Raw genomic sequence first — 12,382 nt, forward strand, 5'->3', positions numbered from 1 at the left:
AGCGTATTAAGAAAAAATAACGAATTGCTAGAAAGCCGAGAATCTGGATAATGATCGAGGTGGAGACAGAAAAATTGCTCTACTTAAGCCTGTCTGCCGTAAGCGTCCAATAGTAGATAGGGAGTCAAAAGCGACGCTCAAAGAAAATCCTTCGGTTGTCAGGGAAACGAGAGGATATTTAGTGCGAAATTGAGCCGTAAAAAAACTTAAAATCCCGACAAATATCGTAAAAACTAAGGGGAACACATGACCACAAAAACCTATGCAACCATAGATGGTAACGAAGCTGTTGCGCGCGTTGCCTATCGTCTCAGTGAAGTGATCGCTATTTATCCTATCACTCCCTCCTCGCCCATGGGTGAATGGTCCGATAGTTGGTCAGCCGAACGCAGAGCTAATCTCTGGGGAACCATTCCTTCCGTAATCGAAATGCAGAGCGAAGGTGGGGCAGCGGGAACCCTGCACGGAGCGCTACAAACAGGCTCTTTAACTACTACTTTCACTTCCTCGCAGGGATTATTATTAATGCTCCCTAACTTCTACAAAATTGCGGGGGAATTAACCTCTTCAGTGGTTCATGTGGCGGCCCGTGCTTTAGCAGCCCAAGGATTGTCAATTTTTGGGGATCATAGTGATGTCATGTCTGCCAGAAGTACGGGTTGGGCTATGTTAGCGGCTAATTCCGTTCAAGAAGCTCAAGATCTGGCGGCTATTGCCACGGCTACCACCCTAGAAACCAGGATTCCTTTTCTGCACTTTTTTGATGGGTTTCGTACCAGTCATGAGGTGCAAAAAGTCGAATTAATTAGCGATGAAACTCTCAAAGAACTGATAGATGAAGACCTAATTATTGCCCATCGTCAAAGAGCTTTAACTCCCGATCGACCGGTTTTACGAGGCACGGCACAAAATCCCGATGTTTATTTCCAGGCAAGGGAAAGCGTCAATCCTTTCTATTATGCTTGTCCCGATATCGCCCAAAAAATTATGGATCGTTTTGCCCAATTAACAGGACGGCAATACCATCTCTATGAATACCACGGTGCGCCCGATGCCGAAAGAGTGATTATGTTAATGGGATCGGGAGGGGAAACCGTCCATGAAACCGTGGATTATCTCAATCAAAATGGGGCTAAAGTTGGGGTTTTAAAAGTTCGTCTCTATCGTCCCTTTGCCGCCGAAAAATTACTGGCAGCTTTGCCCACCACGGTGAAAAAAATAGCCGTTTTAGATCGCTGTAAAGAACCCGGTGCCGGGGGCGATCCGCTATATTTAGACGTGGTAAATGCCTTTATGGAAGAGTACGAAGGCAAGCTGCCGAAAATTGTGGGAGGACGCTACGGTTTATCTTCCAAAGAATTTACTCCAGCCATGATTGCCGGTATATTTGATAACTTAAGTCTCGACAAACCGAAAAATCACTTCACTATTGGTATCGTTGACGATCTTACCTTTTCCAGTCTGGAATATGACCGCAGTTTTTCCACCGAACCGGACGAAGTAGTGCGGGCGGTTTTCTACGGTTTAGGTTCCGATGGTACGGTGGGAGCTAACAAAAATTCAATTAAAATTATCGGTGAAGATACTGATAATTATGCCCAGGGTTATTTCGTCTATGATTCCAAAAAATCTGGCTCCGTCACCGTTTCTCACCTACGCTTTGGCCCCCATCCGATTCGCTCTACCTATTTAATCACTGATGCTAACTTTATCGCCTGTCATCAGTGGGAATTTGTCGAACAATTTGACCTGCTAGAAACCGCTAAATCGAACTCAATTTTTCTCCTGAATAGTCCCTATCCACCGGAGGAGGTGTTTAGTCACTTACCCCGCCATCTCCAGCAAACTATCATCGATAAAAATCTGCAAGTTTATACGATTAATGCCACTCAAGTAGCCAAAGAAGCGGGGATGGGCAGTCGGATTAATACCGTTATGCAGGTGTGTTTCTTTGCCCTAGCGGGGGTTTTGTCGCGGGAAGATGCGATCGCACAAATCAAAAAAGCCATCCGCAAGACCTACGGCAAGAAAGGGGAAGAAATCGTGCAGATGAACATCAAAGCTGTGGATTCTGCCCTAGAACATCTCTATCAAGTCCCAATTCCCGCCACTGTCACCCCTGAAGCTTTTGAATTAAGACCACCAATTCCCGACAGCGCACCCACTTTCGTCCGAGAAGTCCTCGGCAAAATTATCGCCCGTCACGGGGATGAATTGCCCGTTAGCGCCCTTCCCAACGATGGTACTTACCCCACCGCCACTAGCCAATGGGAAAAACGCAATATTGCCCAAGAAATCCCCGTTTGGGATGCCGATGTCTGTGTTCAGTGCGGTAAATGCGTTCTTGTTTGTCCCCACGCCGTTATTCGCTCGAAAGTCTATGACGAGGCCGAATTAGCTACGGCCCCAGAAACCTTTAAAGTCGCTAATGCCAAGGATCACGACTGGAAAGGGCTAAAATTCACCATCCAAGTGGCCGCCGAAGATTGTACCGGTTGCGGTCTCTGTGTTGATGTTTGCCCCGCTAAAAACAAATCGCAACCACGTCTAAGAGCGATTAATATGGCTCCCCAATTGCCCCTGCGGGAACAGGAACGAGTTAACTGGGATTTCTTCCTTAATTTGCCTAATCCAGACCGATTAAGCCTAAATCTCAATAAAATTAACCATCAGCAAATGCAGGAACCTCTCTTTGAGTTTTCCGGCGCTTGTGCCGGTTGTGGTGAGACTCCCTACGTTAAATTAGTCAGTCAGCTATTTGGCGATCGCATGATAGTGGCTAATGCTACCGGTTGTTCATCTATCTACGGAGGTAATTTACCGACAACACCCTGGGCAGTTAACGCCGAAGGTCGCGGTCCGGCCTGGTCGAATTCCCTCTTTGAAGATAATGCCGAATTTGGCTTAGGATTCCGAGTTTCCATCGATAAACAGGCAGAATTTGCCGCCGAACTGTTAGGAACCCTCGCTAGTGAAATCGGAGAAAGTCTAGCGGCAGATATTCTCAATTGTCACCAAGTCGATGAAGCGGAAATTTACGAACAACGGCATCGGGTAGAGGCCCTAAAATCCCGTTTAGGGCAATTAACCCCGACCACGCAGGTGAAAATGTTGTTATCCGTGGCCGATTATCTGGTCAAGAAAAGCGTCTGGATTGTCGGGGGTGACGGTTGGGCCTACGACATCGGTTATGGTGGCTTAGATCACGTTTTAGCTAGTGGTCGCAATGTCAATATTTTGGTCATGGATACGGAAGTTTACTCAAATACGGGCGGCCAGGCCTCGAAAGCTACTCCTCGCGCTGCCGTAGCTAAATTTGCTTCTGGTGGCAAACCGGGACCGAAAAAAGACCTCGGTTTAATGGCCATGACCTACGGTAACGTCTATGTGGCCAGCGTGGCTATGGGGGCAAAAAACGAGCAAACTATCAAAGCTTTCCTAGAAGCGGAAGCTTACAACGGGCCATCGTTAATTATCGCCTATTCTCACTGTATTGCTCACGGGATCAACATGACCACCGCCATGAACCATCAAAAAGAAGTGGTGGAAAGCGGTCGCTGGTTAATGTACCGTTATCATCCCGATTTAGCTAAAGAAGGCAAAAATCCCCTACAATTGGACAGCCGTGCGCCTAAGCTTACCGTAGCGCAAACTCTCTACTCGGAGAATCGCTTTAAGATGTTGGCCACCAGTAAGCCGGAGGAAGCTAAACGTCTGCTCAAAGAAGCACAAGCAGATGTGGATACGCGCTGGCAAATGTATCAGTATTTAGCAGCAAAAGGTACAGGGAGCAACGAATAGTTATGAATCTACACACTACCTACATGGGTTTGCAATTGCGATCGCCGTTAGTCATCGGTGCGGCCGCACCCTTGAGCGAGGATATCGACAATATCAAGAAAATGGAAGACTTCGGAGCCGCTGCCGTGGTTTTACACTCCTTTTTCGAGGAGCAGATTAAACACGAAAGACTGGCTCTACACCATCATTTTACCCACGGAGCCGAGAGTTTTGCGGAAGCTTTGACTTATTTTCCCGAACCGGAGGTTTTTCACGTTGGTTCCGACGAATATCTCAACCATATTCGCAAAGCCAAAGAAATGGTCGATATTCCGATTATTGCCAGTCTCAACGGTGAGACCTCTGGGGGATGGTTGGAGTATGCCACTCAAATTCAACAAGCGGGCGCTGATGCTTTGGAGTTGAATGTTTATTATGTTCCCAACGACCTGGAATTAACCGGAAATCACGTCGAACAAAACTATATTGATATCCTCAAAATTGTCAAATCGGAGGTATCAATTCCCGTCTCGATGAAGTTAAGTCCCTACTTTAGCAATACGGCCAATATGGCTAAACAATTAGCGGAAGCAGGGGCCGATGGGTTGGTATTATTTAACCGTTTCTATCAGCCGGATATCGACTTAGACACCTTGGATGTTCACCCTAATATTATCCTCAGTAATCCCCAAGCAATGCGTTTACCCCTGCGCTGGATTGCCATGCTTTACGGTCGTGTACCGACGGATTTTGCCGCTACCAGTGGCATTCATAACGCCATCGACGTGATCAAAATGATGATGGTGGGGGCAAAAGCGACCATGTTAGTTAGTGTTTTATTACGCCACGGTTTGGAGGAAATTACCAAGATCGAACAGGGTTTATTGCATTGGTTGGAAGAAAATGAGTACGAATCGATCGAGCAGTTAATTGGCAGTATGAGTCAAATGAATTGCCCAGATCCGACTGCTTTTGAACGGGTACAGTATATGAAAGCCCTGCAAAGTTACGAACCTGTTTGGAAACGTTTTCAAACCACCAGCAAATAAAAGTGGGAAGTGGGAAATTATGAATTATGAATTATGAATTGGGGAGTGGGGAGCAGGGAGAATAAATAAAAATAATCTCCTGACTCCCGACTCCTGACTCCTTAATACTGACTCCCGACAACGAAAAAAAAATCCTGGAGGATATAACCATGAACGAGAATCAAAAGAAAAAAATCGGCATTCTGACCAGTGGTGGCGATTGCCCGGGGTTAAATGCGGTAATTCGTGCCGTGGTGAAATCATCAAAACTAAAGGGTTGGGATGTGTACGGCATTCCCTACGGGACCGACGGTTTTATGCAGATTGCCGAGGGAAAATATCACCCCGAAGATTTGATCCTGACTCAGCATGGCTATAACCTACCCGGGGTCTTGAAAGGATTAGACGTTTTGCAGTTTCTTAGTGGTAGTGTCTTGGGTTCTTTGAGCAAAGGACATCCCGAAAACCCAGAAATTGCCACGAAAATCCTGCAAGGATACGAAATGCTGGGATTAGATGCCCTGATCGTCGTTGGGGGCGATGGGAGCATCGATATCATCTACGATCTCGCCCAGAAAGGCAACTGGAATATTATCGCGGTTCCCAAAACCATCGATAATGACGTTCCCTATACGGAATGGTCCGTCGGTTTTACCACTGCCGTGGATATCGTCACTCAAGCTTTGTATGATCTCACCTTTACCGCCGCTAGTCACGAAAGGGTGATGATTGTGCAGGTGATGGGTAGAGATGCCGGTCATTTAGCCCTTCATGCCGGAATTGCCGGGGGGGCCGATGCGATTTTTATTCCCGAATTAACCCCGGCTCTCACTCCCGAAATTATCGACGGTTGTTGTCGTCATTTGGCAGAATTACGCGCTCAAGGTCGTAAATTCGCTCTCATTGTCATTTCTGAGGGTGTTAAAAACGAAGATAACCAAAAAGAGAAGTATATTGCCGATTATTTAGAAAAATTAATATTTGACAAAACTCGCTCTTTGTGCGTTACCGATCCCGTCTTCTGTTATCTCAATTCCATGGATGTGCGGGCCATGTCTTTGGGACACCTGCAAAGAAGTCGTCCTCCTTTGGCCATGGATCGACTGTTAGCCACGGCCTTCGGCATTAAGGCCGTAGAATTAATCGAACAGGGTAAACTCGATCGCGTGGTGATTTGGCGCGGGGGACAAGTGCGTAGTTTGCCCCTGAAACCAGTGATCAAAATTATCAAACAATGTCATCAAGAGCATCGCTGTGCCTATCCCGTGGATCCTGATGGTTTTATCGTCAAAACAGCCCGTTCTTTGGGAATTTACCTAGGGGAAAATACCACAACTGAGACGGCAGTAGTTCCGCAAGCTGTGGAGGCGTTGGTTTAGTTATAATAAAGCGAGAAGGGTTGCTAATACTTTCTCGCTTTTTTAATTGGTTAAGATATTTAATTCTGCTAATTTTACTTGCAATAATTTACTGTATTTTATGGCTTTTCTCAGTAATCTGTCATCGGTGGTTAACAATACGTCTATTCTAGCATATTCAGCGCAAGCGATATGAAAAGAATCATAAAGATCAAATCCTAAATATATAACCAATACTGTTTAACTGTTGTCCCATTCTTCATCACTAATACCCGCTTGTTTGAGAATTTCCTTAACTAAATCTGTAGAGATTTCTTGATTTCCATGAGGGTTAGGGATGCGAATTTTATGTTGACCCTTTTTCATAAATTGATGTTTACTACCAGAAAAAGGTCCTGTGTAACCTAAAGCTTTCAATTTTCTGATTAATTTTCTGCGAGAAATTGCTGATGGCATAACTAAACTTCTGCAACTGTTGTAACTTTAATTTCTAATCCATCTATGATAGGTAAAGGGTCGCCATCTTGTAATTTTAAAATGATCCATTCTTCTAGAACTTCTAGTAAGTCTTGACGGCATTCTTCAACGGTCAATCCATTTCCCCAAACGCCTTGAAAGCCTTCTATTTCAGCAAACCAAGTACCGTCATTTAGCCTTTTGTATTGTGCTTTTTGTAAAGCTTTTTCACAATAATTGAGTAAGATCATTTTCTTCTCTAAATCTCCATAATATGTAACTATATTATCACTTCTCCTCACCAATCCCATCACACAAATGTCTATCCTCCTCCTTAACGCCAGAATTAGGATTGTGCAAATAAACCCGCACCCAATCGCAACTACGCCCCATTAAAGCGTTTAAGTCCTGCATTGTCCTACAATCTTTGTGTATTGTCCTACAACTCTTCTGCATCGCCCTACAATCCTTCTGTATCCTCACAAAGAAGTCTAAACCAAGATTAACGGGATTTTAGGATTAACTGGATTATTTACTTGGAAACTCCTGACAATCTTTTAAGATTGAGCATCCTGAAAATCCTCTAATCCTCAAAATCCTGATACTGACGATTTACCCCCAATCCCATCACACAAACCCCTATCCTCCTCCCTAACACCAGAATTAGGATTGTGCAAATAAGCCCGCACCCAATCGCAACTACGCCCCATTAAAGCATCTAAATTCAATAAATTCGAGTCTGTTTCTACCTTCCAGAGTTTGATAGTGTTGTCCCAACTACCGCTCACCAAAGTCTTGCCGTTGGGACTAAAATTAACGCTTCTGACACGGCTATTATGCCCATGGAGGGTGCGGATTTCTTGGCGTTTTTCTACATTCCAGAGTTTGATAGTTTTGTCATCACTACCGCTCACCAAAGTCTTGCCGTTAGGACTAAAATTAACGCTTCTGACAGGGCCATCATGCCCCTCGAAGGTGTGGATTTCTTTGCCTGTTTTTACATCCCAGAGTTTGATAGTTTTGTCATAACTACCGCTCACCAAAGTCTCGCCGTTGGGACTAAAATTAACGCTTCTGACAGGACCCTCATGCCCCTTGAAGGCATAGGAGGTGTGGATTTCTTTGCCTGTTTTTACATCCCAGAGTTTGATAGTTTTGTCATTACTACCGCTCACCAAAGTCTTGCCGTCGGGACTAAAATTAACGCTTCTGACACGATGATGCACCTCGAAGGTGTGGATTTTTTGGCGTTTTTCTACATCCCAGAGTTTGATAGTACCGTCCCAACTACCGCTCACCAAAGTCTCGCCGTTGGGACTAAAATTAACGCTTCTGACAAGGCCATTATGCTCCTCGAAGGTGTGGATTTTTTTGCCTGTTTTTACATCCCAGAGTATGATAGTTTTGTCATCACTACCGCTCACCAAAGTATTGCCGTCGGGACTAAAATTAACGCTTCTGACAGGGTAATCATTCCCCTTGAGGGTGCGGATTTCTTCGCCTGTTTTTACATCCCAGAGCTTGATAGTCCCGTCATCACTACTGCTCACCAAAGTCTTGCCCTCGTCAGGACTAAACTCAACGCTATTGACAAGGTCATCATGCCCCTTGAGGGTTTGGACTATTTCTACATTCCAGAGTTTGATAGTCCCGTCATCACTACCGCTCACCAAAGTCTTGCCCTCGTCAGGACTAAAATTAACGCTCCAGACAGGGCCTTCATGCCCCTTGAGGGTGAGGATTTCTTGGCCTGTTGACTCATTCCAGAGTTTGATGGTGTTGTCCCAACTACCGCTCACCAAAGTCTTGCCGTTGGGACTAAAATTAACGCTTCTGACACGGCTATTATGCCCCTTGAGGGTGCGGATTTCTTGGGGTTTTTCTACATTCCAGAGTTTGATAGTCTTGTCACCACTACCGCTCACCAAAGTCTTGCCGTCGTGACTAAAATTAACGCTATAGACAGGGCCATTATGCCCCTCGAAGGTGTGGAGTTTTTCGCCTGTTTCTACATCCCAGAGTATGATAGTCTTGTCACCACTACCGCTCACCAAAGTCTTGCCGTTGCGACTAAAATTAACGCTATAGACAGGGCCTTTATGCCCCTTGAGGGTGCGGATTTCTTTCCCTGTTTCTACATTCCAGAGTTTGATAGTTTTGTCATCACTACCGCTCACCAAAGTCTTGCCGTCAGGACTAAAATTAACGCTATAGACAGTGCCACCATGCTCCTTGAGGGTACGGATTTCTTGGCCTGTTTCTACATTCCAGAGTTTGATAGTTTTGTCATCACTACCGCTCACCAAAGTCTTGCCCTCGTCAGGACTAAAATTAACGCTATAGACAGGGCCACCATGCCCCTCGAAGGTGTGGAGTTTTTGGCCTGTTTCTACATTCCAGAGTTTGATAGTTTTGTCATCACTACCGCTCACCAAAGTCTTGCCGTTAGGACTAAAATTAACGCTATGGACATATCTACCATGCCCTTCTAAGCGATTGCGTTCACTTTTGCGGTTGAGAAGTTCCTGTAAGGCATTCGTCACCTTCGTGTCGGATGCCTGCTGCTTTTGTAGGGTTTTTCCTGCTTTAATCGCTTCAACAAAAGCCTCTAATTCTTTTCCTCTATCAAACAAAGACAAGGAAGAAAACCCGCGAGCATTTGCCAGATTGAGTTCCGCTTGTTGTGTTTGTTTCCACGCCATTAAACCAAATCCAGTACTAATCACCACCGCCACCAAAGAACCCGCTGTAATTATTCGCGCTGTTCTAATTTTTTCATTTTTTTGTCGTTCTGCTTGACTAATACTCGCCTTAATAAACTCAATCGCCACAGCCTCTAAATTAGGCAGAGAATTATTCTTTTGAAACTCAACAATTTTAGCCAACTTAGAACCTCCCCAAAGCTCACTACTCGCTTTTACTGCATCTTGCTTCTGTAAATCATCCCACTGTTTAGCATCAGCATATAAACGACTTCTCAGAACAATTATCTCCTCCTTTTCCCTAATTAAATCCTGTAACACTTTCCAACACCGCAACAATTCTTCATGTGCCACCTCAACCGTTGCTTTCCCGTCTTCTCCCTTACTCACCAAAAGACGATTATCTATCAATTGATAGAGAACCTCCCTTTGCATTTCCTCCTGTTCAAAACTCGATTTATTCGCCCTTCTGCTAACCGCTTTTTCCCCTTCTAAACTAATTAACTCTAGAAAAATTTCCTCTGCTGCTTTCCGTTGCTGTTCATTAAATTGACTATAAATTTTATCCGCTTGTTTTTCTAGCGCACCCGTTACCCCACCAATCTCTTGATAAATCTTAATATTTAAAATCCGCTCTTGAATATGATTTTTTTGCCACAATAAATCTAACGTATATTGTAACAGAGGTAAAGAGCCAGCCTGTTCATAAAAATCGGCAATAATTTGATTAATTAATCCCTTTTCAAAGATTACCCCATTTCTCGCCGCCGGTTCAGCAATAGCTAATCTTAACTCACTTTCGTCCATATCCGTTAACATCTTGCTATACTGATCATGGATTTTTCCTAAACTGGGATAAGGACTTAATTTATCTAAAAAATCCGCCCTCATCGTCATCACAATTTTAACCCAACTATCATTCTTTTCAATTAAATTAACCAAACTTTTAATAAAAATATCCCTTTCTGTCTTCGGTGTACGAGTAAATAATTCCTCAAATTGGTCAATAAAAATAAACCATAAATCAGAATTATTTTTTAATCCTTCAACCACCTTAATTAAAGTATCTTCCTGAACAGATTGTGCTAATTTCGCTTGGGATTGTTTATATCTATTTGCCAAAAGACAACCATAAAAAGACTCAAAGGGATTAACATCAGGAACAAAAGTTAAATTAACCAATTTATTTGCGCCCAAATTATCCTTTAACTTAGGAATTAAACCCGCTTGCACGAGAGAAGATTTACCGCTTCCTGACGCACCTAAAAGCAATAAAACATTCTTTTGCTTTAAATAATCAGTTAACTCAATAATCCAATTATCTCGCCCAAAAAACCTATCCTTGTCATCTACCTCAAACTTCCTTAAACCCAAATAAGGTGAACCCGTAATTAAAGTTTGAGCCTGAATCTCAACTCCTGACTTTTGGGTAATAATATATTGATTGATTACACCCCCACTAATATCACCTGCAATTCCCTTAAATTCACCATCACCAATAAGACCTTTAACATCACCTCCTATTTCTGAATAATAACTTTTATCAGTCATTTTTGCTACCCCAAAATTATTCTTTTCAAGTTAACTTTAAATTGCAGTTTTAGAATTAGCACTCTTTAAGGACTTCCTACTAAACCAAACAATTTAGCCAAACCGCCTAAAATCGTTACAATTAAAGCGACTAAAATCCCTCGACTGACAAACTCTTGATTCTCTAAGCGCTTTTCCACGCCATCAATTTTTCCCTCTAGACGCTTCTCAATACCATCAATTTTTTCCTCTAGACGCTTCTCGACACCATCAATTTTTTCCTCCAGACGCTTCTCGACACCATCAATTTTTTCCTCCAGACGCTTCTCGACACCATCAATTTTTCCCTCCAGACGCTTAATTTCACCTTTAACTTCACTAAGTTCAATCTTAATATCAGTAACATCTTTTTGAAGATTGTCTAACTTTTGATTGATTTGAATTAGAAAATCTTTAAGTTCTACCTCAACAGTAATTGACATAAATTTCCCTCCTAAATAATCCTCAACTAATTAATGTTCTGACTAATATCTCCACCACTAATATCTCCTGCAATTCCCTTCAAAGTACCATCTCCCACCATTCCTTTAATATCATCACCAACATTAATATTATACTTACCTGCGGCAAATTCTTCAGGTTTTAATTGCTTAAGTAATTCTTCTGCTGTCTTAATAACCTCTGCATCTCTATCAATTTTTGCTTCAAGTAACTCTTCTTTAAGCAGTGTTTTTACCCCCTCTGAATCTGGTTTTTTCTCATGTTTATCGACGATATCACTATCATCTGTTTTCCCTTTTTCTGCAAACTTCTTCTTAATCAACGCTTTTAAACTCTCATAAGCATCCTTAACGGCTGTTCCTGCCGTATCCTTAGCAGCAGCCGCCGCACCAGCAGCCAACGCAGCGAGAATTATTTCCATTGCCTGAGACTCCAAATTAGATATTGCTGACTCAATCTTAGATCAAAGCAAAGTATCTGACGCGATTATGGCGCAGGTATTGGGCGCAAATGGCTTGCTCGTCGGGGTTGTTGGCTACTACTATAAGCTGGACGTGGGGGACTTGCTTGGGAATAATATCCCAGCCAGAAAATCGCTCTGTAGAAAAATCAGACCAGCCAGATAGCATATTATCAAAGCGTAAGTCCCTTAGCTGCGGGGACTCTCGAAGGACTTCCCCCTACTTAGGGTGATCAGCACACTTGAGCGATCGGAGGGCGCAGGTTCCTGGCACTTCTACAGTAACGGATTTTGTCCACAATGTAGGGGCGAACTGCGTTCGCCCAAAAGATACATTATCAAAGCGCAAGTCCCTAATCCCGTTTAGATCATATTTCATTTAGACGAGAAAGGCTGTACTTAAAAAAATATGGTATGATAGTAAATTGTCAGTTTTACGAAAGCCGATGAAAACGGAAGAGATTATCAAATCAATCGAAGCCGAGTATCTCAAGAGCGATCTGCCCATTATCCATGTCGGTGACACGATCCGGGTAGGGGTGCGAATCGTTGAAGGAGATAAAGAGC

10 protein-coding genes are annotated in these 12,382 nt (G+C 43.5%); 4 read left to right on the forward strand and 6 right to left on the reverse strand.

Annotation, left to right across the window (positions count from 1 at the left end; all coding sequences use genetic code 11):
• The first annotated feature begins 246 nt into the window (after positions 1 to 246).
• The 3 genes from nifJ to PX484_RS04365 all read left to right on the forward strand — a co-directional run bounded on the left by nifJ (position 247) and on the right by PX484_RS04365 (position 6,187).
• Positions 247 to 3,801 (forward strand): pyruvate:ferredoxin (flavodoxin) oxidoreductase, encoded by a 3,555-nt coding sequence (nifJ, locus tag PX484_RS04355; RefSeq protein ID WP_287765598.1) that lies wholly within the window; start codon positions 247 to 249, stop codon positions 3,799 to 3,801.
• A 2-nt stretch (positions 3,802 to 3,803) separates the two neighbouring features.
• A complete protein-coding gene (locus tag PX484_RS04360) occupies positions 3,804 to 4,829 on the forward strand; it encodes a dihydroorotate dehydrogenase-like protein (RefSeq protein ID WP_287765596.1) in 1,026 nt (341 codons plus the stop codon).
• A 149-nt stretch (positions 4,830 to 4,978) separates the two neighbouring features.
• Complete coding sequence (locus tag PX484_RS04365; protein ID WP_002800214.1) at positions 4,979 to 6,187, forward strand: ATP-dependent 6-phosphofructokinase; 1,209 nt, start codon at positions 4,979 to 4,981, stop codon at positions 6,185 to 6,187.
• A gap of 219 nt (positions 6,188 to 6,406) precedes the next feature.
• On the opposite strand, the gene PX484_RS04370 is transcribed toward PX484_RS04365, so the two are convergent.
• The 6 genes from PX484_RS04370 to PX484_RS04395 all read right to left on the reverse strand — a co-directional run bounded on the left by PX484_RS04370 (position 6,407) and on the right by PX484_RS04395 (position 11,984).
• Positions 6,407 to 6,622, reverse strand: a complete 216-nt coding sequence (locus PX484_RS04370) for a type II toxin-antitoxin system HicA family toxin (protein ID WP_002738249.1) — start codon at positions 6,620 to 6,622, stop codon at positions 6,407 to 6,409.
• Between the two features lie 2 nt (positions 6,623 to 6,624).
• Positions 6,625 to 6,933 (reverse strand): type II toxin-antitoxin system HicB family antitoxin, encoded by a 309-nt coding sequence (locus PX484_RS04375; protein ID WP_002754318.1) that lies wholly within the window; start codon positions 6,931 to 6,933, stop codon positions 6,625 to 6,627.
• Between the two features lie 279 nt (positions 6,934 to 7,212).
• A complete protein-coding gene (locus PX484_RS04380) occupies positions 7,213 to 10,875 on the reverse strand; it encodes a WD40 repeat domain-containing protein (protein WP_287765592.1) in 3,663 nt (1,220 codons plus the stop codon).
• Positions 10,876 to 10,940: 65 nt separating this feature from the next.
• Positions 10,941 to 11,336: a hypothetical protein gene (locus PX484_RS04385; RefSeq protein WP_002769767.1), complete on the reverse strand. Its 396-nt coding sequence runs from the start codon at positions 11,334 to 11,336 to the stop codon at positions 10,941 to 10,943.
• 26 nt (positions 11,337 to 11,362) lie between these two features.
• Positions 11,363 to 11,776 carry a Het-E N-terminal domain-containing protein gene (locus tag PX484_RS04390; protein WP_287765590.1) on the reverse strand — a complete coding sequence of 138 codons (414 nt, stop codon included), beginning with the start codon at positions 11,774 to 11,776 and terminating at the stop codon, positions 11,363 to 11,365.
• A 37-nt stretch (positions 11,777 to 11,813) separates the two neighbouring features.
• The gene (locus PX484_RS04395) at positions 11,814 to 11,984 is read right to left on the reverse strand and encodes a hypothetical protein (RefSeq protein ID WP_287765587.1); all 171 of its coding nucleotides are present in this window, start codon (positions 11,982 to 11,984) and stop codon (positions 11,814 to 11,816) included.
• 277 nt (positions 11,985 to 12,261) lie between these two features.
• Here PX484_RS04395 and PX484_RS04400 point away from each other — a divergent pair.
• Positions 12,262 to 12,382, forward strand: a 121-nt coding sequence (locus PX484_RS04400; RefSeq protein ID WP_288102982.1) for a 50S ribosomal protein L19, incomplete at its 3' end; no start/stop codon positions are given.

The organism is Microcystis sp. M49636_WE2, from assembly GCF_030065375.1.
GTDB classification, from domain to species: Bacteria; Cyanobacteriota; Cyanobacteriia; order Cyanobacteriales; family Microcystaceae; genus Microcystis; species Microcystis aeruginosa_C.